The following is a 26645-nucleotide window of genomic DNA, read 5'->3' as shown; positions in this document are numbered from 1 at the left end:
TTATCCGGCGGCGCACTCGCGCGCGCGCGCCAGCAGCAGGGCCTGCTCGCGCGCGTTGCGGGTCATCGCCGCCGCGCGCTCGAACTCCGCACGTGCTTCGTCGCGGCGGTCCAGCTTGAACAGCAGATCGCCGCGCACGCTGGGCAGCAGGTGGTACTGCTTCATCGCCGGTTCGTCGCGCAGCCGGTCCACCAGCGGCAACGCACTGGCCGGACCGGCGGCCATCGACACGGCGACCGCACGGTTCAGTTCGACCACCGGTGACGGATTCACCTGTGCCAGTGCCGCGTACAGCGTCGCGATCCGCGCCCAGTCCGTCGCATCCGCCGTGCCGGCGCGGGCATGGCAGGCGGCGATGGCGGCCTGCAGCGCATACGGGCCGAATGCACCGCCCAGCTGTTCGGCGCGCTCCAGCGCGGCCAGGCCGCGCCGGATGAGCAGGTGGTCCCAACGGCCGCGATCCTGGTCCAGCAGCAACACCGGCTCACCGTCCTTGCCGGTGCGCGCGTGCAGGCGCGAGGCCTGGATCTCCATCAGCGCGACCAGCCCGTGGACTTCCGGTTCGCGTGGCGCCAGTGCGGCCAGCATGCGGCCCAGACGCAGCGCTTCCTCGCACAGCGCGGGCCGCATCCAGCCGTCACCACTGGTGGCCGAATACCCTTCGTTGAAGACCAGGTACACCACGCCGAGCACCGACGAAAGGCGCTCCTGCAGCTCTTCCCCGCGTGGCACCTCGAACGCCACGTCGGCGTCGGCCAGCGTGCGCTTGGCACGCACGATGCGCTGGGCGACAGTAGGTTCGGAGGTCAGGAACGCGCGCGCGATCTCGTCCGTCGTCAGCCCGCACAGCAGGCGCAGCGTCAGCGCCACGCGGGCCTCCATCGACAGCACCGGATGGCACGACACGAAGACCAGCCGCAGCAGGTCGTCGTCGATGTCGTGATCCAGCGCGTCTTCGTCACGCGCGCGCCGTTCCTCCTGCACATCCTCCAGCTCGCGCGCCAGTTCCTCGTGCTTGCGGTCCAGCAACTGGAGCCGCCGCAACCGGTCGATCGCACGGCGCTTGGCGGTGGTCATCAGCCACGCCCCCGGGTTGTCCGGCACGCCGTCACGGGGCCAGGTTTCCAGGGCGGACACCAGCGCGTCCTGCGCCAGTTCTTCGGCCAGGTCCAGGTCGCGCAGCATGCGGGCGAGACCGGCGATCACGCGCGCGGATTCGATGCGCCAGACGGCATCGATCGCGCGATGGGCAGGGGAGGTCGACATGCCGCGCATCACACCACGGCGCCGCGACCGGTGAAAGTCGCAGCGCAGCGAATAGGGGCATCACGGTGTGCACGACGTTCCCACACGGGCATCAGGCATCCTTCTCGCAGTTGATCATCCACGGCACACCGAACGTGTCGACCAGCATGCCGAAGCGTACCGCCCAGAAGGTCTGCGCCAGCGGCATGGTCACCTGGCCGCCATCGGAGAGCGCGGCGAAGATGCGTTCCGCGTCGGCGATGCTGTCCACCGACAGCGACACCGAACAGCCCTTCACGCCTTCGTACGGATAGGACGGGTGGTTGTCCGACCCCATCAGCACGGTCTGGCCGAACATCACATGCGTATGCATGATCTTCTGCTTGTACTCGGCCGGCATGTCCTCGCAGCCTTCGGTGCCCTCGAAGCGCATCATCGGCCCCAGCGTGCCGCCCGTGGCCTGCGCGTAGAAGGTGAAGGCGGCTTCGCAGTCGCCATTGAGGATCAGGTAGGGATTGACGTTCATGGTGCGCTCCTTGGGGTGATGGGTACGGGCCTGGCCAGCCCTGCTTCTTTCCTTCGACGAACCGGCGTGCCCGGAATCGACATGCCAGGCCGGTCTTCTTCATTCGGGGCGCACGCCGCTCAGCGGACCTTTCCGTCCGGGGCCGTCGCCCCTTCCCGGATCTCGGCACGCTGCCGCCGGCTCAACCTGTCCCAGGCGTACCGGTATGACCACGCCACCAAGTCCTTCAGGTGATCGGCCGGCACGGTGGAAACGTCCACCACCGTGACCCAGCGGTGGTGCCCCAGCCAGCGCGCAGGCTTGATGCCGGGCTGGTCGGTCAGTTCAAGGAAGCGCTCCGGCGGCACCTTGAAACTGAAACGCCACCGCTCCGGTTCGCTGGTCTTGAAGTAGGCGAAGCGCTTGCCGCCCACCGCATACACCAGGATGTTGGCCGGTGCGTCGTACCGTTGTTCGACGGCGCCGGGCAGGGACCTGCAATGGCGTTTGAGGGCGGCGACATCCATGCAGGCATGCTAACGCCGCCACGGCGGGCGAAGCGCCGGCCCCGACACGGTCGAGGGCAGCGGCTGTCCGCGAGGCGACGATGTTCACACCCGTCTTCGTGCAACGGATTACCTTGCGTGCCTTGCCATGCACAGGATCGCCCGCCATGTCGTCCCCCTCCCTGTTCACCCGCGTGGCCAAGGCGGCCTCCACGTTCACCGGCAGGCCCACGTGTTTCGCGCTGGCGCTGGCGGTGCTGCTGGCATGGGCGATCAGCGGGCCGATGTTCGGTTTCAGCGACACCTGGCAACTCGTCATCAATACCGGCACCACCATCATCACCTTCCTGATGGTGTTCCTGATCCAGAACACCCAGAACCGCGACACCGAGGCCATGCAGATCAAGCTGGACGAGCTGATCCGTGTCTCGCGCAACGCCAACAACGCGTTGCTCGACCTGGAGGAAATGGAAGAGAAAGAGCTCGACGCCCTGCGCGCCCGCTACGAGGACATGGCGCGGCAGGCGCGCGAGGCGCAGCAGGCGAAGGCGGATCGCAGGTAGCCCGTGGATGCCGCGATTGCGCTTGGTTCCATCCCGGCCTTCGGGTGAGTGGAATCCCGGCGCGATGGTCCATCACGCCGGCAACCGCTTCTCCATCCGGTAGTTGTGGATGGCCACGCCGCCGAGCGACAGATCGTTGCGGCCCAGCATCAGGAAGCCGCGGCGCTCGAACAGCGGCCGCGACAGCTCGCTGGCTTCCAGGAAGATGCGCGGCACGTGCAAGTGCAGCGCATGCGCCTCCAGTGCGGCGTACAGCAGCGAACCCACGCGCATGCCTTCGGCTTCCGGTGCGATGTAGAGGAAGTCGAGGTGCCCGTCGTCTTCCATGTCGCCGAAGCCCAGCACCGATCCGTCGGCATCCTGCGCGACCAGCACGTGGCGCCCGTCGGTGCAACGGGCTGCCGTCCCCTCGAGGGTCGCCGTCGCCGCCCAAGCGGACACCTGCGCCGCGGTGTAGGCGCGTGGCCCGTAGTGCATGACGGATCTGGCGTACAGATCGGCCAGCGTGGAAGCGTCGTCGGGACGGTAGGGGCGAAGCGTCGGCATGGACGAGAACGAGGACGAGGACACCGGGGCGGCATCCTCAGTATGCCGCGCCTCGGCTCACGCCGAGATATGCCCGCCCCCGTTGATGTGGATCAGCTGGCCGGTGATGTAGCGCGCATCCTCGCTGGCCAGGAATACATACGCCGGCGCGACTTCCGACGGCTGGCCGGGGCGCTTCATCAGCGTGTCCGAACCGAATTCCGCCACCTGCCTGCGGGTGAACGAGGCCGGGATCAGCGGCGTCCAGATGGGACCCGGTGCGACCGCGTTGACGCGGATACCCCGGTCCGCCAGCGACTTGGCCAGCGAGAACGTCATCGCATGGATCGCGCCCTTGGTCGCGGCATAGTCCAGCAGCGTGTCGTGGCCGCGCACGCCGGTCACCGAGCCGGTGTTGATGATGCAGCCGGTCTTCTCCGGCAGGTGTTCCAGCGCAGCGTCGACCAGGTGGAAGAACGAGAACAGGTTGGTCTCGAAGGTATGCCGCAGGCGCGCGGGCGTCAGTTCTTCCGGCGCATCCACGGGGTACTGCTGCGCGTGGTTGTTGACCAGCACGTCCAGCGCACCGAACTGCTTCACCGTACGTGCGACCACGCGGCGGCAGCGGGCCGGCGTGGCCAGGTCGCCGCGCACGGCCAGGGCGCGGCGACCCGTGGCCTCGATCAGGCGCTGCGTTTCCCGTGCATCGCGATCTTCTTCCAGGTAGGCAATCGCGACATCGGCACCCTCGTGGGCGAAATGCACCGCCACCGCCCGTCCGATGCCGCTGTCGCCACCGGTCACCAGCGCCACCTTGCCCTCCAGCCGGCCGCTGCCGCGGTAGCCGGGGCGGATGGTTTCGGGTTCGGGCTGCATCCGTGGTTGGCGGCCGGGCTGGCGACGCTGGGTCTGCGGACGGTTGACGCGCTTCTTGGTGGGCATGACGCACTCCTGGAAGGAACGTCCCGACCCTAAGTGCGCGGACGTTACGCCTCCGTCGGCAGGCGATGAAGATCGTCGTGATCGCTGCCGCCATGGGGGCGCGCGACATTCACGCTGCGCTTGCCGTGGGCATCCGGAAACCGGACTCGCGTCACCGATGACCGGGCGTGTCCGTGGAGAAGGCCGGCGCTTCTCCCGTCAAGGCTAGCGCGTGCGAAAAAAAGCCTGGCGCTACTCTCACTCGGGCTGGCGCATGAGGCGAAAAGCCTCGTTCTTCTCTCATCAAGCCTGGCGTGCCAGCCGAACAGCCTCTCTCTACTCACACATAGCCTGACGCGACAGCCAAAAAGCCTGGCGCTTCTCTCATCCGGGCTGGCGCATGAGGCGAAAAGCCTCGTTCTTCTCTCATCAAGCCTGGCGCGCCAGCCGAACAGCCTCTCTCTACTCACACATAGCCTGACGCGGCAGCCGAAAAGCCTGGCGCTTCTCTCATCCGTGCTGGCGCACGAGGCGAAAAGCCTCGTTCCACTCACACATGGGCTGGTGGCTCAGGCAAAACGTCTCGCGGGCGGCCGCGGTCACCTCGCCGGGCTCCGCAGCAGGTCCTCAAGCGCCGTCTCCAGCGTGGGAAAGCGGAACGTGAACCCCTCTGCCAGTGCATGCGCGGGCAGCACGCGCTGGCCGGTGAGCAGAAGCTGGGCCATTTCACCGAAGCCGAGGGTCAGCACGAAGGCCGGCGTGGGCAGTACGGCGGGGCGATGCAGGGCCTTGCCCAGCGCGCGTGCGAAGTCGCGGTTGGTCACCGGCGCGGGTGCGGTGCCGTTGTAGGCGCCGCCGGCCTGATCGCGTTCCAGCAGCCACTGGACCAGGCTGACCAGGTCGTCGCGATGGATCCAGCTCATCCATTGCCGGCCATCGCCCATCGGTCCGCCCACTCCCATGCGGAACGGCGGCAGCATCTTCGCCAGTGCGCCGCCCTCGCTGCCGAGCACGATGCCGGTCCGCACGCGGCAGGTGCGGACATCCAGGCTTTCGGCCTGCATCGCTTCGGTTTCCCAGTCCAGGCACAGGCGTGCGGCGAAGTCGTCGCCGGGGGCGGCGGATTCGTCCAGCGCCACGTCGTCGCGCGGGCCGTAGTAGCCGATCGCCGAGCCGGATACCAGCACGCGCGGGCGCGCGGCCTGGCGTGCCATCCACGCGATCAGTGCCTGCGTGGTACCGATGCGCGAAACCCGGAATGCCGCCTTGCGCTCCGCGTTCCATCGCCCGGCCATGAGCGGCTCCCCGGCCAGGTTCACGACCGCTTCCACTCCGCTGGCCTCCTCCAGCGTGGCGAGCGCGTCCACGCCCGGCAGCTGCGCGCGGGCGCGGGCAGGGTCGCGCGTCAGCACGCTGACGGTGTGGCCGGCCTGCAGCAGGCGGGCGCAGAGGGCCTGGCCGATGAAGCCGGTACCGCCGGTGATCAGGACGCGCATGCAGCGGGACTCGTGAGGGATGCCTCCAGCTTACGCAGGTGTGCGTGTTGCGGATGTGGAACGGACCGTCGACGGTGATCGGCGATGGTCCGGCATGCGGGTGATTACACTGTCGGCATGGCTTCGCTACCCCTGCTCCTGCTCCCCGGTCTGCTGTGCGATGAGCGCTTGTGGCGTGCGCCCGCTGAAGCCTTGGCCGACGTCGCGGCGGTGCATCACGCCGACCTGACCCGGGACGACAGCGTCGCCGGCATGGCCGCGCGCGTGTTGGCCACGGCGCCGCCGGTGTTCGCATTGGCGGGATTGTCGATGGGCGGCTATGTCGCGTTCGAGATCCTGCGCCAGGCGCCGCAGCGCGTTGCGCGGCTGGCGTTGCTGGACACCAGTGCGCGCCTGGATCCGCCGAAGCGGCTCGCCGTGCGGCGGGCGGGGCTGGCGATGGCCGAGTCCGGGCGTTTCGCGGGGGTCACCCGCAAGCTGCTGCCGCAGCTGGTGCACGAGAGCCGGGTGGACGACGCCGTGGGCGCGGAGGTGATGGCCATGGCGCAGCGTGTCGGCCGCGATGCGTTCCTGCGCCAGCAGCGCGCCATCATCGATCGTCCGGATTCCCTGCCGCTGCTGCCCACCCTCGCCGTGCCGACGCTGGTCGGCGTGGGCGAGGACGACCGCATGACGCTGCCGGAAGAATCCCGGATCCTGCACGAGCGCATTCCGGGCGCGCGGCTGCATGTGTTCGCGCGCTGCGGACACCTGCCTCCGATGGAAGTCCCGCAGGAAACCTCGACGGTCCTGCGCGACTGGCTGCTGGCCGCATGAGCCGCCGCACGCGCATGCACGCCATGGCCGTGCGCAGGGCGGACAATGCGCGGGAACCTCTTCTTCTTGACTGACCACACGGGAGTACACATGGAACTGGCGATGATCGGGCTGGGGCGTATGGGCGCCAACATGGCCGAGCGGCTGGTACGCGGCGGCCACGCGGTGCGCGGCTACGATCCGGGCGATGCCGCGCGCCAGCAGGCGGAGGCGCGCGGCATCGTCGCGCACGCCAGCCTGCAGAACGCAGTGTCGGCGCTGCCCACGCCGCGCGTGGTGTGGCTGATGGTGCCGGCGGGGCACGTGGTCGATGACACCCTGGACCAGTTGCGTCCGCTGCTGTCGGCGGGCGACACGGTGATCGATGGCGGCAACTCCAACTACAAGGACAGCCAGCGCCGTGCCGCACAGCTGGGCGACGCCGGCATCCACTATCTCGACTGCGGCACCAGCGGTGGCGTGTGGGGCCTGGCGGAAGGCTACAGCCTGATGATCGGCGGCGACGCCGGCGCGGTGGAGCAGCTGCGCGCCGTGTTCGCCACGCTGGCGCCTGCGCCGGACAGTGGCTGGGGCCGGGTGGGTCCGAGCGGTGCGGGCCACTTCGCCAAGATGGTCCACAACGGCATCGAATACGGAATGATGCAGGCGTACGCCGAGGGCTTCGCCATCCTGAAGAAAAAGCAGGAGATGGCGTTCGACCTGGGGGCGCTGGCCGACATCTGGCGCGATGGCAGCGTGGTGCGCTCGTGGTTGCTGGACCTGACGGCCGATGCGCTGAAGAAGAATCCGGAGATGCAGGGCATCGCGCCTTACGTGGCCGATTCGGGCGAAGGCCGCTGGACCGTGGCCGAGGCCATCGACCTCAATGTCTCCGCGCCGGTGATCACGCTGTCGCTGCTGGAACGCCTGCGCTCGCGCGATGACGATTCCTATGCCGACAAGCTGCTGGCGGCGATGCGAAACGAGTTCGGCGGGCATGCGGTGAAGCAGGGCTAGGCTCACCTGGCCTTATCGCAGGCGAGGCTAGTCTGGCCGCATCGACACGAGGGAAACGCCGATGAAGATCCTGATGGTACTGACGTCCCACGATCGCCTGGGCGATACCGGGCACAAGACCGGCTTCTGGCTGGAGGAATTCGCCGCGCCGTACTACGTGTTCAAGGATGCGGGCGCGGAGGTCATGCTGGCGTCGCCGAAGGGCGGGCAGCCCCCGCTGGACCCGAAGAGCGACGCACCCGATGCGCAGACCGCCGCCACCGTGCGCTTCAACGAGGATGCGGACGCACTGTCCGCACTGGCCGGCACGCTGCGCCTGAAGGACGTGGTGGATGGCGAGTTCGATGCCGTGTTCTATCCGGGCGGGCATGGTCCGCTGTGGGACCTGGCCGAGGATGCCGATTCCATCCGGCTCATCGAGCAGGCGTTCTCCGCCGGCAAGCCGGTGGCGGCGGTGTGCCATGGGCCGGCGGTGTTCCGGCACACGCGCGGCGCCCTGGGCGAACCGCTGGTGAAGGACAAGCGCGTGACCGGCTTCTCCAACGAAGAGGAAGCGGCGGTCGGTCTGGCCGACGTGGTGCCGTTCTCGCTGGAAGACGTGCTGAAGAAGAACGGCGGGCACTACGAGCGCGGCGCGGTGTGGCAGTCGTACGTGGTGACCGATGGCAGGCTGGTGACGGGACAGAATCCCGCCTCGTCCGAAGCCGCGGCCGAGGACGTGCTGCGCCTGTTGCGTTGATGTGTTCACGGCCGCTTACCGCGCCGGGACTAGGGTGGGCCATCCGCACGGAGCCGAGCCATGACGCACGCGCCACAGCATCTCTACACCCGCCAGGACGACATCGCCCGCATGGAGGCGCTGATCCTGCAATTGCCGGACGAGGCGATGGTGGAGTTGAAGCTCACCGATGGCGGCTCCATCACCGGCATCGTGCCGGTGCGGCCCAGCGTGCAGGTGTTCCGCGATGCCGAAGGCCATGAAGGCTTCAATGCCGTGGTCCGCATCGACGACGGCGCGCGCCCGCACGTGGCGCATTTCCTGTGGCTGGACCGTATCGCGTCGGTGACGGCGCTGGGCTCGGCCTGATGCCGCACCTGCCATCCGCCGACATCACCTGCCCGTACTGCGGGGAAGTCATCACGCTGGTCGTGGATGATTCGGCCGGCGACCAGCGCTACGTCGAGGACTGCCATGTCTGCTGCAAGCCCATCGAGGTGCGGGTGACCATCGATGCGGACGGAATGGCCGAGGTGGACGCGTGGGGACAGGACGAGGCCTGAGCCGTTGACGCGGTGTTCGCACCGCCGCGCCTAGGCTCGCAGCATTCCGTCGGGAGCGCGTGCCATGGTGCCGATCCGCTGCCTGTTGCCGGTGCTGCTGCTGGGCTGCCTCTCCTGCACCGGGCGCGCGCAATCGCCGGCCGAAACCGGGCCGCAGCCCACGCTGCCGGCACCGCAGGAGCGCTGGATTCCCACGGTGAACGTGGCCCCGGCCGTGGGCTGGCCGGAGGGTACTGCGCCGGCGGCCGCGCCCGGCCTGGACGTCACCGCGTTCGCGCGTGGACTGGACCATCCGCGCTGGCTCTACGTACTGCCGAACGGCGACGTGCTGGTTGCCGAGACCAATGCGCCCCCCAAGCCGGCACAGAAGCAGGGCCTGCGCACCTGGTTCATGCAGCGCGCCATGAAGAAGGCAGGTGCGGCCGCGCCCAGCGCCAACCGCATCACCCTGCTGCGCGATGCCGACGGCGATGGTGTGGCGGAGCTGCGCACGGCCTTTCTCACCGGCCTGTTCTCGCCGTTCGGCATGGCGCTCGTCGATGGTCGGCTCTACATCGCCAACGCCGATGCCATCGTCAGCGTGCCGTACCGCGAGGGACAGACGGTCAGCGATGCGACGCCGGTGAAACTCGTCGACCTGCCCGGCGGCCCGCTCAACCATCACTGGACCAAGAGCCTGCTGGCCAGCGTGGACGGGCGCCACCTGTATGTCGGCGTGGGCTCCAACAGCAATGTCGGCGAGAACGGCGTGGCAATGGAAACCGACCGCGCCGCGATCCTGCAGGTGGACGCGGCGACCGGCGCGCGCCGCGTGTTCGCCTCGGGCCTGCGCAATCCGGTGGGCCTGGCGTGGGAACCGCAAGGCGGCGCGCTGTGGACCGTCGTCAACGAGCGCGACGAACTCGGCGACGCGCTGGTGCCGGACTACCTGACGTCCGTGCGCGAGGGCGCGTTCTACGGTTGGCCTTACAGCTACTACGGCGACCACGTCGACGCGCGCGTGCAGCCGCCGCGCCCGGACCTCGTGGCACGGGCGATCGCGCCGGACTACGCGCTGGGCGCGCACGTCGCCGCGCTGGGACTGGCCTTCCACGATGGGGCGGGCTGGCCGGTGGCGCTGCAGGGCGGTGCCTTCATCGGCGAGCACGGGTCCTGGAACCGGCGCGAGCCGGCCGGTTACCGGCTGGTGTTCGTGCGTTTCGCCAACGGACGCCCGCAGGGCACACCGGCCGACGTGCTGACCGGCTTCCTCGACGCCAACGGCAATGCGCGTGGCCGGCCCGTGGGTGTCGCCGTGGATGCGCGCGGCGGTGTGCTGCTGGCCGACGACGTAGGCAACATGGTCTGGCGCGTGGCCCCGGCCACGCGACCGTAACGCGCGTATCGCGACGGGCGGGCGTATGCTCCGCCTCGGTCCGACAACCAACCCTGGGGAGGGGAGATGAACACGACCAACACCGCTGCATCCAAGCGTCCGCTCGGCTTCTGGATCATCGGCGCGTTCGCGCTGGTCTGGAACCTGATCGGCGTGGCCATGTGGTACCTGCAGGTGAACATGTCCGCCGAGCAGTTGGCGGCGATGACCGAGCCGCAACGCCAGGTCTACGAAGCGACACCCGGCTGGCTCAACATCGCCTTCGCCGTGGCGGTGTTCGCCGGCGTGCTGGGCGCGCTGGGACTGCTGCTGAAGAAGCGCTGGGCAGGCACGATGTTCCTGCTGTCGCTGATCGCCCTGCTGGTGCAGATGATCGGCGCCTACGTGGTGACGCCGGCCTGGGCGGCCTACGGGCCGGTGGGACTGGTGATGCCGGCGGTGCTGCTGGTGATCGCGCTGTTCCTGTGGCGGTACGCGGACAAGGTGAAGACGCGCGGCTGGTTGTCGTGACGTGTTTTCCCCTCTCCCTGCGCAGCGGGGAGAGGGTGCCGAAGGCGGGTGAGGGGCGACGAAGCCCGTGCTCTTGATGCCGACGGATCGTATCCAAGATCGGATTCAAGACGCGAAGCGATGCGTCGCCGCGCTCGCCCCTCATCCGGCCTTCGGCCACCTTCTCCCCGCCGCGCGGGGAGAAGGACATCAAGCCTCGACATCCTCCAGATCCACGCCGATGAAGCCCCCGGACTGGCGGCGCCACAGCGCGGCATACAGCCCATCCTGCTGGAGCAGTTCCTCGTGGCTGCCGCTTTCGATCACGCGGCCACCATCCATCACCACCAGGCGGTCGAGCACGGCGATGGTGGACAGGCGGTGCGCGATGGCGATGACGGTCTTGCCTTCCATCAGTGCGTACAACTGCTCCTGGATGGCGGCCTCGACTTCCGAGTCCAGCGCCGAGGTGGCTTCGTCCAGTACCAGGATCGGTGCGTCCTTCAACAGCACGCGCGCGATGGCCACGCGTTGGCGCTGCCCGCCGGACAGCTTCACGCCGCGCTCGCCCACCTGGGTGTCGTAACCGCTGCGGCCCTTGGCGTCGGTCAGGCCGCGGATGAACTCGTCGGCGTGCGCGCGTTCGGAGGCCTGCATCAGCTCGGCCTCGGTCGCATCGGGGCGGCCGTAGCGGATGTTGTCGCGGATCGAACGGTGCAGCAGCGAGGTGTCCTGGGTGACCATGCCGATGTTCCGGCGCAGCGACTCCTGGGTAACGCGCGCCACGTCCTGGCCATCGATCAGGATGCGGCCACCTTCCACGTCGTAGAAGCGCAGCAGCAGGTTCACCAGCGTCGACTTGCCCGCGCCCGAGCGGCCGACGATGCCGACCTTCTCGCCCGGCTTGATCACCAGCGACAGGTCGTCGATCACCCTGGCTTCGCGGCCGTAGTGGAACTTCACATGGTCGAAGCGGATCTCGCCGTGCGTGACGTCCAGGTCCTTCGCATCCTTCGCGTCGGCGATCGCCAGCGGCTGGGCCAGGGTGCCCATGCCGTCCTCGACGGTGCCGATGTTCTCGAACAGCCCGGCCACTTCCCACAGGATCCAGTCCGACATCGAGCGGATACGCATCACCAGCGCGATGGCCACCGCGATCGCGCCCATCGAGATCGACGCCTGCAGCCACGCCCAGATCGCCACGCCGGCGATGCTGGCCAGCAGGAAGGCGTTGAGCGTGTGCAGGGCGACGGTCAGCTGGGTGACCAGCCGCATCTGCGCGTGCACGGTGACCATGAACTCGTCCATCGCGCCGCGCGCGTAGTCCTGCTCGCGCATGGTGTGGGCGAACAGCTTGATGGTCTGGATGTTGGTGTAGCTGTCGACGATGCGGCCGGTCATCTGCGCGCGCGCGTCCGACTGCGCCATCGATACCTTCTGCAGGCGGGGCACGAAGTGGAACACCAGCACCAGGTAGCTGGCCAGCCACACGACCAGCGGCAGCACCAGCCACACGTCGGCCTGCGCGACCAGCACGACGGTACCGACGAAGTAGACGACGACGTAGACGAACACGTCCATCAGCTTCATCACCGTCTCGCGGATCGACAGCGCGGTCTGCATGACCTTCTGCGAGATGCGGCCGGCGAACTCGTCCTGGAAGAAGCCGACGCTCTGCCGCAGCAGATAACGGTGCGACAGCCAGCGGGCGATCATCGGGTAGTTGCCGAAGATCGTCTGGTGGATGATCAGCGATTGCACCAGTACCAGCAGCGGGTAGGCCACCACCACCAGCAGGCCCATCCACAGCAGCTTCTGCCCATGCACCTGCAGGAAGCTGTCGCGGCCGGTGCTGCCCATCCAGTCGACCAGCTGCCCCATGTAGTCGAAGAAGGTGATCTCCAGCGCGGAGATCACGCCCGTCAGCACCGACATCGCGATCAGCCACGGCAGCAGCGGCCGCGAATAGTGCAGCAGGAACGGCAGCAGCTTGCGGGGCGGGGTGGCGGGTTCGCCCTTGGGGTACGGATTGATGCGGGTTTCGAAGAATCGGAACATCGGGTCGGTCCATGGCAGGTGCCGCCGTCACGGCGCACCGGTGAGTGGGGTTTGCGTGCTCAGCCCGCGGGATACGGCCAGGCCGCGCGTGCCTGGCGCAGCGCATGCCCGTACCACGCCAGCTGGTCGAGCATGCGTCGCGCCGCACGCTCGCTGGCATCGGCGTCGTGCGGTCGGCCGCCGGCGTCGAAGCGGCTCCAGGCTTGGGTGAAATACACACCGTCGCGGACCGGTGCAGCGTGCAGCCCGCTGAAGACCTGTCGCAACTGCTCCACTGCACGCGAGCCGCCGCTGAGCCCGCCATACGCGACGAAGCCGACCGGCTTCGCATGCCAGTGCGAGGCCACCAGGTCGATCATGTGCTTGAGCGCGGCGGGGTAGCCGTGATTGTACTCCGGCGTGACCACGACGAAGGCATCTGCGCGCCAGATGCGTTGTTGCAGATTCACCAGGTCCACGCTCGATGCGCCCCCGTGCCGATGCGGCAGGTCGAGCATGGCCGGATCGATCGCATCGACGGCGTAGTCGCGGCGCTGCGCCAGCAGGCCGCGCAGCCAGTCGGCCACGGTGTCGCAGAAGCGGCCTTCACGCGTGCTGCCGTACAGCAGGGCGAGGTTGAGGGGTGGCGTCATGCCGGTCCACGTATTGCCAGGGGAGAGGCGGGCAGGGTAGAACCTCAAGCAATCTTGAGGTCAACCCGCCATGCCTGGAAAACAGCATCCGCCCATCGAAACGGAACTCACCGTCGGCCAGGTGGCCGCGCGTTCCGGCGTCGCCGTCTCCACCCTGCACTTCTACGAAGCGAAGGGGCTGATCCACAGTTGGCGCAATGCGGGCAACCAGCGCCGCTATCCACGCGAGGTGCTGCGCCGCGTGGCCGTCATCAAGGTCGCGCAACGCACCGGCATTCCGCTGGCGGAGATCCAGTCCGCGTTGTCCTCATTGCCCGATAACCGCACGCCCACCGCCGCCGACTGGAAGAAGCTCTCCGCGCGCTGGCACGCCGCACTCGAGGCCCGCATTGCCAGCCTCACCCGCTTGCGCGACCAGCTCGACGGTTGCATCGGCTGCGGCTGCCTCTCGTTGAAGGCGTGCCCGTTGCGCAATCCGTGGGACGAACTGGGCGAGGAGGGCCCCGGCGCCCGGTTGCTGGAAGCGGACGGGTAGGCGGCACGGGAGATGTCCTATCCTGCGCGGGCGCCAAGGTCGGCGCCGAAAAGGAGGACGCATGAAAAAGTGGATGCTGTGCTTGTTGCTTGTCGTGGTGTCGCCCGCGTTCACTGCCGCCGCCGCGCCGGCCAGCGAAGCCTCGGTACGCGAGCTGCTGGACGTCACGAAGACGCGCCAGATGCTGGACCAGGTGTATGCCCAGGTGGATGCCATGTACGCCGGCTCGATGCGCCAGGCGTTCGGGGGCACGTTGTCGGCCGAGCAGCAGGCCCGCGTCGACCGGCTCAGCACGCGCATGATGGCGTTGGTGAAGAAGGAGTTGTCCTGGGAGGTGCTGGCGCCGATGTACGTCGACATCTACGGCAAGTCGTTCACCGAGGACGAAGTGCAGGGCATGCTCGCGTTCTATCGGACGCCAGCCGGGCAGGCCGTGGTCGACAAGATGCCGGTGGTCATGCAGCACTCGATGGAGGCGATGCAGTCGCGCATGGGCAGCCTGATGCCCGAGATGCAGAAGCTGCTGGCCGAGGAGCTGGAGAATGCCCAGGCCGAGCCCGAGGCGACGGCACCGCATGGCGGCCACTGAGCACACGGACGGACGGGACCTTGCGCTGTTCGACTTCGATGGCACGCTGACCACGCGCGAGACGTTTCCGGATTTCATGCGCCATGCCGTCGCGCGTTCGCGGCTGCTGATCGGCAGCGTGCTGCTCGCGCCGGTGGTGTTCGGCTACCGGCGTGGCTGGGTGGCGGGCAATCCCACCCGGGCCAGCATCGTGCAGGTGGGACTGCGCGGCGTGGATGCGGAACGCCTGCGCGCGCAGGGCGCAGCCTTCGCGCATGACGTGCTGCCCGGTGTGCTGCGGCCGGAAGCGATGGCGCGCCTGGCGTGGCATCGCGAGCGTGGCGACCGCATCGTGGTCGTCTCGGGTGGGCTGGATGTCTATCTCGCCCCGTGGTGCGCGACACACGGCGTCGACCTGCTGTGCTCGGTGCTGGCCGAGCGGAATGGACGCATTACCGGCTATGCGGGGCCGCAATGCGTCGGCGAAGAAAAGGTGCGCCGCGTGCACGCGCTGTGCGATCCACGGGCGTATGCCGCCATCCATGCCTACGGGGATACGCCTGAAGACCAGGCCATGCTGGCGATGGCGCACCATCGGACGTATCGCGGCAAGGCGGTGGCCTGAATCTGCGTTCCTGTAGGAGCGACGTAAGTCGCGACCGCACGCCATCCGCAACACAGGATCCCGGGCGCGCTCCCGACCTGTCGTCTGGGTGAGCGCAATGCAGGTGCCTGGTGACTCGGGTGATCCGGCCTTGCGGTCGCGACTCGCGTCGCTCCTACAGGGAAGCAGTCAGCCCAGCGGGATCGCGCGCTGCTCCTCGCTGCTCTGCACGCCCGACTCGATCAGGCGCATCACGTCCAGCGCTTCCTGTGTCGTCACCGGGGGCGCGGTGCCCAGCAGGATCGCATCGCGGATGCCGCCGTAGTAGCGGCGATAGTCGCCGGCCTCGGCCTGCGCGACGCCGGCGACGAGGCGGCCTTCGCGTTCGGCCACCCGTTCTCCCGCACGCGTATCCACGCCCCAGCCCGGCGCGCCCGGCACCACGCCGGCACGCAGCTGGTCCTCCTGCACGTCCAGCCCGTGCTTGAGGTAGCTGCCGCGCGTGCCGTGCACCGCGAAGCGCAGGCCGTTGCCGGCGACGAGGGCGGATGCATGCAGGAGGGCACGGTGGTGCGGATAGCGGAGCGTGACGTCGAAGTAGTCGGGTGCGCGCGCGCCGTCGCGCAGGCGGGCGATGTCCGCGGTGATCGCTTCGGGAACACCGAACAGCTGCACTGCCTGGTCCAGCAGGTGCGGGCCCAGGTCGTACCACAGTCCGCCGCCGGGTTCGTCGCGCTCGCGCCAGCGGTCCTGTACGGCGGGGCGGAAGCGGTCGAAGTGCGAGTGGAATTCGGCCACGCGCCCGATCGCACCTTCATCGATCAAACGCTGCACGGTCAGGAAATCCGCATCCCAGCGACGGTTCTGGAACACGCTGACCACGCGCCCCGCGTGCGCTGCGGCCGCCACGACCTCCCGCGCCTCCCGCAGCGTGAGGGTGAACGGTTTGTCCACCACCACGTGCTTGCCCAGGCCGAGCGCCGCGATCGCCAGCGGTGCGTGCGAGTCGTTCGGCGAGGCAATGACCACCAGGTCCACGGCGGGATCCGCGAACGCATCGTGTGCATCGGGAGTGACACGCGTGCGGGGCCAGTCGGCGTGCACCTTGCCGGCGTCGCGCGAAACCACCGTATGCAGCGCGAGGCCGGGCGTGGCCTGGATCAGGGGCGCGTGGAACACCTTGCCCACGAAGCCATAGCCGACCAGCGCGACGTTGAGTGAGGCAGTCATGCGGGCAGTGTCCGGGAGCCAGTGGACATAGTAGGTGCAACACGCGAATTGATCACGCGTCCACCTGCATGAACGTCACGCAACGCTTAACTGAACAGTACGGATCCTCTTCACGTGCGCTGTACCCCCGCGCCCCGACACTCCGAACGCACCACGAAAGGAGAAAGAACCATGAACCATGTACGCACACGTTCGATGTTGACCGCCGCTCTGTCGACGGCCCTGTTGTTCTCCAGCGCCCATGTGCTGGCCGACAATCCCCCCAATGAGCCCGAGGAGAACACGCAGAACGACTCCTCGCAGCCCGTCAATGACACCTGGATCACCACCAAGGTGAAAGCCGACCTGCTGGCCACGGAAAACGTGTCCGGCCTCGATATCAAGGTCGAGACCGTCAATGGCGTGGTGACGCTCACCGGCGCCGTTTCCAACCAGGCGCAGAAGGACAAGGCCATCGCAGTGGCCAAGCAGATCAAGGGCGTTTCCAAGGTTGACGCCAGCGGCCTGACACTCGCGGCGAAGTAAGCCGCGGTCCCGAGGTGTGGCACGGAGCGGATGTACTCCAGCGTAGGGTGCATCCGCTCCTCTGTTTCTGCCGTATGCCTTCCACCTTTCTCATCCATCGAGGGCGTGACCGATGAGCCGCCGACACCTGGGTCCGATCACCGTTGCCGCGCTGCTGGCGTGCAGCATGTTCTCCGTGCAGGCTGCCGCGCCCGTCACCTCGGTGCCACAGCTGGACATCTCGCGCTATGCCGGCCAGTGGCATGAGATCGCGCATCTGCCGATGGCATTCCAGAAGCAGTGCGTGGGCGACATCACCGCGCGCTATTCGCTGGATGCGCCGGGGAAGATCGGTGTGCTCAATGCATGCAGGACGAAGGACGGCAGCATCGACCAGGCCCAGGGCGTGGCACGTCCGGTGGAAGGTCATCCGGGTCGGCTGGAGGTCCGCTTCGCCCCCGAATGGCTGTCATGGCTGCCCTGGGTATGGGCGGATTACTGGGTGATCGCGCTCGACCCGGAGTACCAGTGGGCGATGGTGGGCGAACCCGGCCGCGACTACCTGTGGATCCTCTCGCGCGAGCCGTCGATGGAGCGCGCGCAGTTCGAGCAGCTGAAGGCGAAGGCCGAAGCGATGGGGTACGACCTGGCCCCGTTGATCATGGCAGCGCCGCTGAGATAGAGGATGCATGTTGCCGTTGTAGGAGCGACGTGAGTCGCGACCGCGAAAACTGAGGCTCCAGGGAATCCGCAGCAAGCGCGGGGGTACTGGCGCTACAAAGACCATCACACCGTGCGGTCGCGACTTGCGTCGCTCCTACAAAAGCCGAAACGTCAAAGCCTGTGCGTGTAGCGGAACTGCAGGAAATTCTCGCCCGGGTTCGGCTTCTCGATGCGTGCGTTGGAGAAATGCTGGAAGCGCAGCGACCATTCGTGCTGGCGATCCGCGCCGAAGGCCTTGCCCACGGCGATGTGGTCGCCGAAGTTGAAGGTGGTGCCGAACTCTTTCTTCCGCGTGTTGTACTTCGGGAAGATCACGTTCACGCCGATGCCGCCTTCGACGAACCAGCCTTCGCTCCAGCCATTCGGACGCCAGCGCAGCGCGGGCGTGAAGCCGACCTGCGTGCTGTTGTCGCTGTCGCTGTGCCAGCGGCCGATCTCGCCCTGCCACTGGCCGCTGACGTGGCCGTAGCGGTACTGCTTTTCCCAGCGCCAGTCGCGGCTCGCGCCGACGGTCAGCGCGTGCGCGTCCTCGGCGACGCCGCCCTGCACGAACCAGGCCGCGCGCGGCTCGGCGGCGGTGGCGGTACCGGCGGCAAGCGCCAGCAGGCCGGCCAGGGACCAGCGGCTCAGCAGGGGAAGGGGGGAGGGGCGACGGGCGCGTGAGGGGGTGACGGCAAGGTTCTGGTTGGACACGGACACACTCGATCAAGGGGAACAAGCCGCGCCCGTGGGCGCGGCGGTACATTTTCCAGGTTGGGCAGGGCGAGTGAAGGCGACGCGTCAGGCTCAGGGCTGCGCCGCCAACGCGGGGGCCACGTCCTGTTCGCCCCAGCCGCCCAGCGATTTGTAGATCGCCACCACCCCGACATTCACGCCAGCCTCTGCCTGTGCCAGCGCGTCATCGGCGGCCAGCTGGGTACGCTGCGCGTCCAGCAGGGTGAGGAAGTCGGACGAGCCGGCACGATACCGGACTTCGGCCAGTTCTGCTGCACGGCGCGCGGCAACGGATTGTTCCAGCCGGAATTTCAGCTGTGCCTGCTGCTTGGCATAGGACAGCAGTGCGTTTTCCGTTTCCTCCAGGGCACCCAGCACGGTCTTTTCGTACTGCGCCGCCACGCCATCGGCCTGGGCTTCGCTGGCACGCAGGCGTGCGCGCACGCTGCCCATGTCGAATGCGGCCCAGCTGATCGAGGGCGTGACCTGCCAGGCCCGGTTGTCGCCGCTCACCAGGTTGCCCCAGCCGCCGGACAGGAAGCCGATGAAGCCGCGCAGGCTGACCCGCGGGAACAGATCGGCCGTTGCCACGCCGACGCGGGCCGTGGCCGCCGCCAGGCGACGTTCGGCCGCGCGCACGTCGGGGCGCTGGCGCAGCAGTTCGGTGGTGTCGCCGATCGGCAGGGCCTTGGCGAACGCCGGCGCCTCGCGCGGGGCGAGCAATGCGTCCAGTTCACCCGGGCGCTTGCCCACCAGCACGGCGAGCCGATGCCGCGACTGGCCTTCGCTCGCTTCCAGTGCGGGCACGTCGGCTTCCACCGCACGCACGCGCGCCAGGCTGCTCTGCACTTCCAGCTGGCTGCCGGCGCCCAGGTCGAAACGCGATTCGGTCAGGCGCTGGGTGTCGCCCAGCGTCTGCAGAATGCGGCGCGCCACTTCCAGCCGCTTCTGCGTACCGCGCAGTTCGAAGTAGTTGCGTGCCACCTCCGCAGCCACGCTCACCTGCGCGGCCTGCAGGTCATTGCGCTGCGCCTGCAGGTCCGCGTGCGCGGCTTCGGTATTGCGGCGCACGCGACCGAACAGGTCCAGCTCCCACGCGGCATCGAAGCCGGCGGAGTAGCTGTCGGTCTCCACGCGGCCCTGTCCTTCCACGGGCTGCTTGGTGCGCGTGCCTTCCACGCCGGCAGTGACATGCGGGGCCAGGTCCAGGCGGCGTTCGGAGAACACCGCGCGCGCTTCGTTGACGCGCGATATCGCGATGCGTACGTCGGGATTGGCCAGCAGCGAATCGCGCACCAGCTGGTCCAGCACCGGGTCGTCGAACTGGCCCCACCACGTGGCGACCGGATGGTCCGCCACGTAGCCGGCCGATGCCGCATGCTGCAGTGCCGCCGGTGCGGTCTGCGGTGCGGTGTAGTCGGGGCCCACGGTGACGCAGCCGGCGAGCAGCGCGGCTGCCACGCCCAGCGTGAGGGAACGGATCACCATGGCAGCACCTGGTCGAAGTAGAAGTAGCCGCCGGTCGGGCCGTCGTTGCCGATCAGGGCCAGCTGCACGCTGGTGCGCGCGCCTTCCGGCACGGACAGTTCGCCGTTCTGCTGGTCGCCGGACTTGTTCATGTCGGTCTGCACGTAGCCCGGATGGATGGTGTTGACCTTGATGCCGGTGTCCTTCAGCTCGTGCGCCAGGTGCACGGTCCACGCGTTCACCGCGCTCTTGGACACGTTGTAGGCCGGTACGCCCTTGAACTCGTAGATGAAGGAGGCCGGGTTCTGGTGCTCCGAGATCGAGCCCAGCAGGCTGGATACGTTGACGATGCGGCCCGCGTCGGACTTGCGCAGCAGCGGCAGGAAGGCCTGCGTGGTTTCGATCAGGCCGAACACGTTGGTCTCGAACGTGGTGCGCCAGGTCTCCAGCGACTGGCCGGACACGCCCTTGGTCATGTCGTCGACCATGATGCCGGCGTTGTTGACCAGGATGTCGAGCTTGCCGTGGCGCTGTTCGATTTCCTTCACGGCCGCGGCGATGCTGGCCGCGTCGGTGACGTCCAGCGCGATGGCTTCCACCGGCAGGCCCTGGGCCTGCAGGTCGAGCGTGGCTTCGACGGCCTTGTCGCGATTGCGGCCGGCAAGGATCGTGTGCACGCCGGCTTCGGCCAGCTGGCGGACGGTTTCGCGGCCGATGCCGCGGGTGGCGCCGGTGACGAGGGCGATCTTGTTGGATGAAGTGTTCATGGCATTGCCTCGTGAGGGAGGAGAGGAAGCGTCAGTGGGATGCCGTGGCATCGGTGGCCGGCGCATGGGAAACGAGCGGACGGTTGGCCAGTTTGCGCAGGGCCACGTAGAACACCGGGGTCAGGAACAGGCCGAACAGGGTGACGCCCAGCATGCCGGCGAACACCGTGATGCCGGTGATCGAGCGGACTTCGGCGCCGGCACCGCTGGACAGCACCAGCGGCACGGTGCCGGCGATGAAGGCCACCGACGTCATGATGATCGGACGCAGGCGCAGGCGACAGGATTCCAGTGCTGATTCGACGATGCCCTTGCCCTGCAGCTCCAGCTCGCGGGCGAACTCCACGATCAGGATGGCGTTCTTGCACGCCAGGCCCATCAGTACCACCAGGCCCACCTGCACGAACACGTTGTTGTCGCCACCGGCCAGCCACACGCCGAACAGGGCGGACAGCAGCGTCATGGGCACGATCAGGATCACCGCCAGCGGCAGCGTCCAGCTTTCGTACAGCGCGGCCAGCACCAGGAACGCCAGCAGCACGGCCAGCGGGAACACCACCAGCGCGGCGCCGCCCTGCGTCATCTGCTGGTAGCTCAGATCGCTCCAGCCGATGCCCATGCCGGTCGGCAGCACCTGCTGCGCCAGCTCGGTGACCTTGGCCATGGCTTCGCCGGAGGACAGCACGCGCGGATCGGCGTCGCCCAGCAGGTCCGCGGCGGGATACCCGTTGAAGCGGATCACCGGATCCGGGCCGTAGGTCTGCTTGACGCTGACCATGCTGCCGATCGGCACCATCTCGCCATTGCCGTTGCGGGTACGCAGATTGGCGATGTCCTCGACGTTGTCGCGGAACGGACCGTCGGCCTGGGCGATCACCTGCCAGGTACGGCCGAACATGTTGAAGTCGTTGACGTAGGCCGAACCGAGGTAGGTCTGCAGCGTGTCGAACAGCTCGGTCAGCGGCACGCCCTGCGCCTTCGCCTTCACCCGGTCGACCTCGGCATCCAGCTGCGGCACGTTGGCCTGGTAGCTGCTGATCGGGAAGCCCAGGCCCGGCGTCTGCGACGCCGCGCCCTGGAACGCCTGCACGGCGTTCTGCAGTTCGCCATAGCCCAGGCGGGTGCGATCCTCGATGAACAGCGACCAGCCGGAACCGTTGCCCAGGCCCTGGATGGGCGGCGGCATGAAGGCGAAAGTGAAGCCTTCCTGGATGGTGGAGAACTTCTGGTTGAGTTCGGCGGTGATCTCCTCGGCCGAACGCGAGCGCTCACCGAAGGGGTCGAGGGTGAAGAAGATCACACCGTTGTTGGGTGTGTTGGTGAACTGCAGCGGGTTGAGGCCGGGGAACGCGATCTCGCTGGCGACGCCGTCGACTTCGTTGGCGAGTGCCGCCATCCTCTTGAGCACGGTGTCGGTACGTTCGATCGAGGCGCCTTCCGGCATCTTCACGCCGGCGATCACGTACAGCTTGTCCTGCACGGGAATGAAGCCCGCCGGCACCGCCTTGAACATGAGGCCCGCGCCGATCAACAGCACCATGTAGACCGCGAACACCGCACCGCGCTTGCCGAGCGCGCGCGACACCGCGCCTTCGTAGCGCTGCGAGCTGCGGTTGAAGAAGCGGTTGAACGGACGGAACAGCCAGCCGAACAGGCGGTCGATCAGCCGCGACGGGCCGTCCTTCGGCGCATGGTGCGATCTCAGCAGCTTGGCGGCCAGCGCCGGCGACAGGGTCAGCGAGTTGATCGCCGAGATGACCGTGGAGATGGCGATGGTGACGGCGAACTGCTTGTAGAACTGGCCGGTCACGCCGGTCAGGAAGGCCATCGGCACGAACACCGCACAGAGCACCAGCGCGATGGCGATGATCGGGCCGGAGACTTCCTTCATTGCCAGGTGGGCCGCTTCCAGCGGCGTGGCGCCGAGTTCGATGTGGCGCTCGACGTTCTCCACCACCACGATGGCGTCGTCCACCACGATGCCGATGGCCAGCACCAGGCCGAACAGGGTCAAGGTGTTGATCGAGTAGCCCAGCAGGTACAGCACGGCGAACGTACCGACCACCGAGACCGGTACCGCCAGCAACGGGATGATGGAAGCGCGCCAGGTCTGCAGGAACAGGATCACCACCAGCACCACCAGCAGGGTGGCTTCCAGCAGGGTCATGACGACGGACTTGATGGAGTCGCGGACGAAGATGGTGGTGTCGTAGATCGACTGGATCTCCACGCCCGGCGGCAGCGTCGGGCGGATCTCGTCCATCTTGGCGACCACGGCGTCGCGGATCTCCAGCGCGTTGGCGCCGGGGGCCTGGAAGATGCCGATTGCCGAGGCGTTCTTGCCGTCCAGGCGGGCGCGCAGCGTGTAGTCGCCTGCCGCCAGTTCGATGCGGGCGACATCGGCCAGGCGCACGATCTCGCCGTCGGTGCCGCTCTTCAGCACGATGTTGCCGAATTCCTCGACGGTTTCCAGACGGCCCTTGGCGTTGATCGGCAGCAGGAAGTCGCTGCCGTTCGGCATCGGCTCGGCACCGAGCTGGCCGGCCGAGACCTGCACGTTCTGTTCGCGCACGGCGCGCAGCACGTCGCCGGCGGTCATGCCGCGGGCGGCCACCTTGTCGGGGTCCAGCCACAGGCGCATCGCGTAGTCGCCGCCGCCGAACTGCTGCGCATCGCCGACGCCCTGGATGCGAGCCAGCTCATCCTTGACGTGCAGACGCATGTAGTTGCGCAGGTACAGCGAATCGTACTTGCCGTCCTTCGAGGTCAGGTGCACGACCATCAGGAACACGGGCGACTGCTTCTGGGTGGTGACGCCCTGCCGGCGCACGTCCTCGGGCAGGCGCGCCTGTGCCTGCGCCACGCGGTTCTGCACGCGCACGGCGGCTTCGTCGGGATCGGTGCCCGGCTTGAAGGTCACCGTCAGCGACAGCACGCCATCCGAGCCGGCGACGGACTTGACGTACATCATGTCCTCGACGCCGTTGATGGCCTCTTCCAGCGGCGTGGCCACGGTTTCGGCGATCACCTTGGGGTTGGCGCCGGGGTAGACCGTACGGACGACGACCGACGGCGGTACCACTTCGGGGTATTCGCCGATCGGCAGCAACGGGATCGAGATCAGGCCGGCGGCGAAGATCACGATCGACAGCACGGCGGCGAAGATCGGCCGGTCGATGAAGAATCTTGAGAAGTCCATGGGTGGATTTCCTGGAAAGAAGAAAGAGCGTCCCCGTCGCCTGCCAGGGGAGTGGCAGGCGTGGGGTCAATCAGGGCGATGCGCGGAGCGTCAGTTCTTGGCGACGGCCTGGGTCGGCGGCGCGTCGGCCGCCCCCATCACCACGGCCTTGGCCTGCACCGGCATGCCGGGGAAGAAGACCTTCTGCACGCCGCTGACGATCACGCGGTCGCCGGCCGACAGGCCCTTCTCCACGATGCGCAGGCCGTCGGCAATGCGGCCGACCTGCACGTCGCGGCGCTGGGCCTTGCCTTCCTTGTCCACCACGTAGACGTACTTGCGGTCCTGATCGGTCAGTACCGCCTTGTCGTCCACCAGCGCGGCCTTGAATTCACCGCTGCCCAGCAGGCGTACGCGGGCATACAGGCCGGGGGTGAAGACGCGGTCGGCGTTGTCCAGCAGCGCGCGGGCGCGGATGGTGCCGGTGCTGCGGTCCACCTGGTTGTCGAGGAAGTCGACCACGCCCGCATGCGGGAAGTCGGTTTCGTCGGCCAGTGCCACCTGCACGGGCACCTTGCCGTCGCGTTCGCTGGGACGCTCGCCGTTGCGGGCCATCTCGGCGTAGCGCAGGAAGGCGCGTTCGTCGGCATCGAAGTGCACGTGCACCTTGTCCAGCGAGACGACGGTCGTCAGCACGCTGGCGGCATCGCCGGCGCTGACCAGGTTGCCGGCGGTGACCAGCGCACGACCGGCGCGGCCATTGATGGGGGCGCGCACCTGGGTCCATTCCAGGTTCAGACGCGCGCTTTCCAGCGCCGCCTGCGCGGCGGCGACATTCGCCTGTGCCTGGTCGGCGTTGGCGCGGCGCTGTTCGTACTCCTCGGTGGACAGGGCCTGCAGGTCGGACAGGCGCTTGGCGCGCGAGGCCTCGCTGCGGCCGAGTTCGGCCAGCGTGCGGGCGCGTGCCAGTTCGGCCTGCGCGCGTGCCAGTTCGGCACGGTAGCTGCGCGCGTCGATGGTGAAGAGAACGTCGCCCTTCTTCACTTCCTGGCCTTCGGTGTAGTTGACGCGATCGATGTAGCCGGACACGCGCGGACGCAGGTCGACGTGCTCGATGGCCTCGACGCGGCCACTGAATTCGTCCCACTGGCTGACCGACTTCACGGGTACGGCCGCGACGCTGACCTCCGGCGGGGGCGGCGCGCCGTGTTCGGCGGCCTGTCCGCTGCAGCCGGCCAGCACGGCAAGGGCGAGCGCACTGAACGCACCCAGCGCCAGCAGACGGCGGGCGCGCGGGGGAGTGGGGAGATTCGTGTTCATGGGTGGTGGTCTCTTGGGGGAGAGGAGGAAACGGGGGCCCAGACTGCGACCTGAAGTCAGGTTGAGGTCAAGCGGCGGATCGGATCGATGCAGGCGGAGACGGAGCGGTGCGTTGCGGCGTGACAGTCAGGCGGATGCGCGGCCATTGCGCCGGGCGCCGGCGACGGCCCACAACGCGTCCTCGAAGTCGCACGCCACGGTCTGCTCCGGCGGCTTCGCATCGCGCGCGGACCAGGTGACGATGGATTGCGAAGAGCGGCCGGTGCGCGTCAGCAGCGATACCGCGCTGCGTCCGACGGCCAGCGCATCGGGCCATTCCGCGCACGCGTTGATCGCGTTTTCAGGCGTGCAGACCGGCTTGTCCACCGACAGCAGCTGCACGCGCACGCCGAGGGCATGCGCTTCTTCGTGCAGCACCTGCGCCAGCATGCGCATCGCGGCGCCGGTGACCGAGGCATGGCCATAGCCGGACCAGCCGCGCTCCGCATACGGCCCGCCGATCAGCACGTAGTTGGCGGCGGTCTGGCTTTCGGCCAGCACCGGCAGCAGGTGGCGGGCGGCGGCGAGATGCGGGATCAGGTCGGCTTCGAGCTTTTCCAGCAGGAACGATGCCGGGCGATCCAGCAGGCGTCCGCTCTGCAGCGGCGTGCCCATGCTGGCGAACACCGCACGCAGCGGGCGACCACGGTCGCGCACCTGCTCGGCCAGGCGCGCGGCATCGCGGTCGTCGTGGATGCAGGGGGAATGGATCAGCTCCAGTCCTGGCTCGTCCTCGAAATGTTCCGCCAGCGCACTCATGCGCGGGCCGTCGCGACCGACCGCCAGCACCGGGCTGCCGGCTTCGAGCAGCGCACCGACCACACCGAATCCGACGTTGCCGCCTGCGCCCAGCACCAGCGCGCCCGGGGTGAGGGTGTCCTTCATCGTGTTCACTGCTTGCTCCGCATCGAAAGCGGTGCGATACGCGCGCTGGCACCGGCCGCCTTCACCCGCAGGCGCAGACGACCGCCATCGGCCAGATGGCGGGGCAGCGTGAACTCGCGGAAGCCGGTGGCCTTGCTTGCGAACGGCAGGCGCACGGCGGACCGACCCGTCGCGGGGGAGGATGACGACGGGTCGGCCGGCCTGCGGAAGCGTTCGGCCAGCGCACGCGCAACGGCACGGAGCCAGCGCATGGCGGCACTCGGAAAGGAAAAAGGCATGGGCGCCAGTCTGGCGACCGGTGCGGTGATCGCGATATCCGGATCCTGTTGCGCGATTGCCTGATCCTGCACGCCCTCGAGGGGGGTGGCCACGAACGCCTGGCAGGTGCCAAGGCGCAGCGCGGGGGTGCTGCGGTCATCGGCACCGGGGGCGACGCCGTTCGTCGGAAGGCGACGGGCTAGTGTCCCGCTCATGGGATGAATCCTCCCGCGACAGGGATAATCCCAGCCAGCGAGGCAAACCCGCCCATGCGGCGTCCACCACCCAGCACGCCACCACGCTGCGACCGCGGCGCGGCCACGTGGCCCGGGAGATCCCGCAACAACAGGCTTTTTCCGCGACGGAAAGCGCGTGGTGCCGGGGATTCCTGCGGATCTTCGGGGTGTTCCAGGGATTGGAAGAGGCGGGCGAACAGCATGGGGGC

29 protein-coding genes are annotated in these 26645 nt (G+C 68.2%); 13 read left to right on the top strand and 16 right to left on the bottom strand.

Annotated features, from left to right (window positions below):
* The 3 genes from WBN46_RS11820 to WBN46_RS11810 form a co-directional block, all read right to left on the bottom strand.
* Window positions 1-1266, bottom strand: coding sequence for an RNA polymerase sigma factor (locus WBN46_RS11820; protein WP_337731674.1), 1266 nt, complete (start codon window positions 1264-1266; stop codon window positions 1-3).
* 91 nt (window positions 1267-1357) lie between these two features.
* Window positions 1358-1771, bottom strand: a complete 414-nt coding sequence (locus WBN46_RS11815) for a VOC family protein (RefSeq protein ID WP_337731673.1) — start codon at window positions 1769-1771, stop codon at window positions 1358-1360.
* A gap of 119 nt (window positions 1772-1890) precedes the next feature.
* Complete coding sequence (locus WBN46_RS11810) at window positions 1891-2277, bottom strand: MmcQ/YjbR family DNA-binding protein (RefSeq protein ID WP_337731672.1); 387 nt, start codon at window positions 2275-2277, stop codon at window positions 1891-1893.
* A gap of 146 nt (window positions 2278-2423) precedes the next feature.
* On the opposite strand from WBN46_RS11810, the gene WBN46_RS11805 reads away from it, so the two are divergent.
* Window positions 2424-2819: a low affinity iron permease family protein gene (locus WBN46_RS11805; protein WP_337731671.1), complete on the top strand. Its 396-nt coding sequence runs from the start codon at window positions 2424-2426 to the stop codon at window positions 2817-2819.
* 72 nt (window positions 2820-2891) lie between these two features.
* Here the strand turns inward: WBN46_RS11805 and WBN46_RS11800 are convergent, their stop codons facing one another.
* The 3 genes from WBN46_RS11800 to WBN46_RS11790 form a co-directional block, all read right to left on the bottom strand.
* Window positions 2892-3365: a GNAT family N-acetyltransferase gene (locus WBN46_RS11800; protein ID WP_337731670.1), complete on the bottom strand. Its 474-nt coding sequence runs from the start codon at window positions 3363-3365 to the stop codon at window positions 2892-2894.
* 57 nt (window positions 3366-3422) lie between these two features.
* Window positions 3423-4286 (bottom strand): SDR family oxidoreductase, encoded by an 864-nt coding sequence (locus WBN46_RS11795; protein WP_337731669.1) that lies wholly within the window; start codon window positions 4284-4286, stop codon window positions 3423-3425.
* 578 nt (window positions 4287-4864) lie between these two features.
* On the bottom strand, window positions 4865-5761 hold the full coding sequence (locus tag WBN46_RS11790; protein ID WP_337731668.1) for a TIGR01777 family oxidoreductase: 897 nt from the start codon (window positions 5759-5761) through the stop codon (window positions 4865-4867).
* Between the two features lie 117 nt (window positions 5762-5878).
* Between WBN46_RS11790 and WBN46_RS11785 the strand changes: the two genes are divergently transcribed.
* From WBN46_RS11785 to WBN46_RS11755, 7 genes are all read left to right on the top strand, one after another.
* Window positions 5879-6577, top strand: a complete 699-nt coding sequence (locus WBN46_RS11785; protein WP_337731667.1) for an alpha/beta fold hydrolase — start codon at window positions 5879-5881, stop codon at window positions 6575-6577.
* Window positions 6578-6667: 90 nt separating this feature from the next.
* Window positions 6668-7573 carry a phosphogluconate dehydrogenase (NAD(+)-dependent, decarboxylating) gene (gnd, locus tag WBN46_RS11780; RefSeq protein WP_337731666.1) on the top strand — a complete coding sequence of 302 codons (906 nt, stop codon included), beginning with the start codon at window positions 6668-6670 and terminating at the stop codon, window positions 7571-7573.
* A gap of 61 nt (window positions 7574-7634) precedes the next feature.
* Window positions 7635-8312: a type 1 glutamine amidotransferase domain-containing protein gene (locus WBN46_RS11775; RefSeq protein WP_337731665.1), complete on the top strand. Its 678-nt coding sequence runs from the start codon at window positions 7635-7637 to the stop codon at window positions 8310-8312.
* Between the two features lie 60 nt (window positions 8313-8372).
* Window positions 8373-8660, top strand: coding sequence for a DUF3247 family protein (locus tag WBN46_RS11770; protein ID WP_337731664.1), 288 nt, complete (start codon window positions 8373-8375; stop codon window positions 8658-8660).
* The gene (locus tag WBN46_RS11765; protein ID WP_337731663.1) at window positions 8660-8854 is read left to right on the top strand and encodes a CPXCG motif-containing cysteine-rich protein; all 195 of its coding nucleotides are present in this window, start codon (window positions 8660-8662) and stop codon (window positions 8852-8854) included. Before WBN46_RS11770 ends, WBN46_RS11765 begins: the two co-directional genes overlap by 1 nt.
* A 64-nt stretch (window positions 8855-8918) precedes the next feature.
* Complete coding sequence (locus WBN46_RS11760; protein WP_337731662.1) at window positions 8919-10229, top strand: sorbosone dehydrogenase family protein; 1311 nt, start codon at window positions 8919-8921, stop codon at window positions 10227-10229.
* 66 nt (window positions 10230-10295) lie between these two features.
* Window positions 10296-10739, top strand: a complete 444-nt coding sequence (locus tag WBN46_RS11755; RefSeq protein WP_337731661.1) for a hypothetical protein — start codon at window positions 10296-10298, stop codon at window positions 10737-10739.
* Between the two features lie 189 nt (window positions 10740-10928).
* Here WBN46_RS11755 and WBN46_RS11750 read toward each other — a convergent pair whose 3' ends face one another.
* Together WBN46_RS11750 and WBN46_RS11745 are read right to left on the bottom strand one after the other, a co-directional pair.
* Complete coding sequence (locus WBN46_RS11750; RefSeq protein WP_337731660.1) at window positions 10929-12776, bottom strand: ABC transporter ATP-binding protein; 1848 nt, start codon at window positions 12774-12776, stop codon at window positions 10929-10931.
* A 59-nt stretch (window positions 12777-12835) separates the two neighbouring features.
* The gene (locus WBN46_RS11745; protein WP_337731659.1) at window positions 12836-13408 is read right to left on the bottom strand and encodes an NAD(P)H-dependent oxidoreductase; all 573 of its coding nucleotides are present in this window, start codon (window positions 13406-13408) and stop codon (window positions 12836-12838) included.
* Between the two features lie 70 nt (window positions 13409-13478).
* Here WBN46_RS11745 and soxR point away from each other — a divergent pair, with 70 nt between their 5' ends.
* From soxR to WBN46_RS11730, 3 genes are all read left to right on the top strand, one after another.
* Entirely contained in the window at window positions 13479-13943 is a 465-nt protein-coding gene (gene soxR, locus WBN46_RS11740; RefSeq protein ID WP_192202184.1) for a redox-sensitive transcriptional activator SoxR, read from the top strand.
* 61 nt (window positions 13944-14004) lie between these two features.
* Window positions 14005-14532, top strand: a complete 528-nt coding sequence (locus WBN46_RS11735; RefSeq protein ID WP_337731658.1) for a DUF2059 domain-containing protein — start codon at window positions 14005-14007, stop codon at window positions 14530-14532.
* On the top strand, window positions 14519-15136 hold the full coding sequence (locus WBN46_RS11730; protein WP_337731657.1) for an HAD family hydrolase: 618 nt from the start codon (window positions 14519-14521) through the stop codon (window positions 15134-15136). Before WBN46_RS11735 ends, WBN46_RS11730 begins: the two co-directional genes overlap by 14 nt.
* 168 nt (window positions 15137-15304) lie before the next feature.
* Here WBN46_RS11730 and WBN46_RS11725 read toward each other — a convergent pair whose 3' ends face one another.
* Window positions 15305-16345 carry an oxidoreductase gene (locus WBN46_RS11725; protein WP_337731656.1) on the bottom strand — a complete coding sequence of 347 codons (1041 nt, stop codon included), beginning with the start codon at window positions 16343-16345 and terminating at the stop codon, window positions 15305-15307.
* Window positions 16346-16516: 171 nt separating this feature from the next.
* Between WBN46_RS11725 and WBN46_RS11720 the strand changes: the two genes are divergently transcribed.
* Both WBN46_RS11720 and WBN46_RS11715 read left to right on the top strand, forming a co-directional pair.
* Window positions 16517-16870, top strand: coding sequence for a BON domain-containing protein (locus WBN46_RS11720; RefSeq protein ID WP_337731655.1), 354 nt, complete (start codon window positions 16517-16519; stop codon window positions 16868-16870).
* A 112-nt stretch (window positions 16871-16982) separates the two neighbouring features.
* On the top strand, window positions 16983-17531 hold the full coding sequence (locus WBN46_RS11715; RefSeq protein WP_337731654.1) for a lipocalin family protein: 549 nt from the start codon (window positions 16983-16985) through the stop codon (window positions 17529-17531).
* A 152-nt stretch (window positions 17532-17683) separates the two neighbouring features.
* Here WBN46_RS11715 and WBN46_RS11710 read toward each other — a convergent pair whose 3' ends face one another.
* The 7 genes from WBN46_RS11710 to WBN46_RS11680 form a co-directional block, all read right to left on the bottom strand.
* Window positions 17684-18265: an acyloxyacyl hydrolase gene (locus WBN46_RS11710; protein ID WP_337731653.1), complete on the bottom strand. Its 582-nt coding sequence runs from the start codon at window positions 18263-18265 to the stop codon at window positions 17684-17686.
* 93 nt (window positions 18266-18358) lie between these two features.
* A complete protein-coding gene (locus tag WBN46_RS11705) occupies window positions 18359-19774 on the bottom strand; it encodes an efflux transporter outer membrane subunit (protein WP_337731652.1) in 1416 nt (471 codons plus the stop codon).
* Window positions 19768-20520, bottom strand: coding sequence for an SDR family oxidoreductase (locus tag WBN46_RS11700; protein WP_337731651.1), 753 nt, complete (start codon window positions 20518-20520; stop codon window positions 19768-19770). The genes WBN46_RS11705 and WBN46_RS11700 overlap by 7 nt, the downstream gene beginning before the upstream one ends.
* 31 nt (window positions 20521-20551) lie before the next feature.
* Window positions 20552-23719, bottom strand: a complete 3168-nt coding sequence (locus tag WBN46_RS11695; protein WP_337731650.1) for a multidrug efflux RND transporter permease subunit — start codon at window positions 23717-23719, stop codon at window positions 20552-20554.
* Between the two features lie 90 nt (window positions 23720-23809).
* Window positions 23810-25018, bottom strand: coding sequence for an efflux RND transporter periplasmic adaptor subunit (locus WBN46_RS11690; RefSeq protein ID WP_337731648.1), 1209 nt, complete (start codon window positions 25016-25018; stop codon window positions 23810-23812).
* A gap of 126 nt (window positions 25019-25144) precedes the next feature.
* Complete coding sequence (locus tag WBN46_RS11685; RefSeq protein WP_337731922.1) at window positions 25145-25942, bottom strand: SDR family NAD(P)-dependent oxidoreductase; 798 nt, start codon at window positions 25940-25942, stop codon at window positions 25145-25147.
* 5 nt (window positions 25943-25947) lie between these two features.
* The gene (locus WBN46_RS11680) at window positions 25948-26415 is read right to left on the bottom strand and encodes a hypothetical protein (protein ID WP_337731647.1); all 468 of its coding nucleotides are present in this window, start codon (window positions 26413-26415) and stop codon (window positions 25948-25950) included.
* Between the last annotated feature and the right edge of the window lie 230 nt (window positions 26416-26645).

Origin of the sequence: Pseudoxanthomonas sp. CCNWLW251 (genome assembly GCF_037402255.1) — a bacterium.
Classification (GTDB): domain Bacteria; phylum Pseudomonadota; class Gammaproteobacteria; order Xanthomonadales; family Xanthomonadaceae; genus Pseudoxanthomonas_A.
The sequence above is the reverse complement of the archived record's forward strand: the minus strand, read 5'-3'. Positions and strand labels throughout refer to the sequence as shown.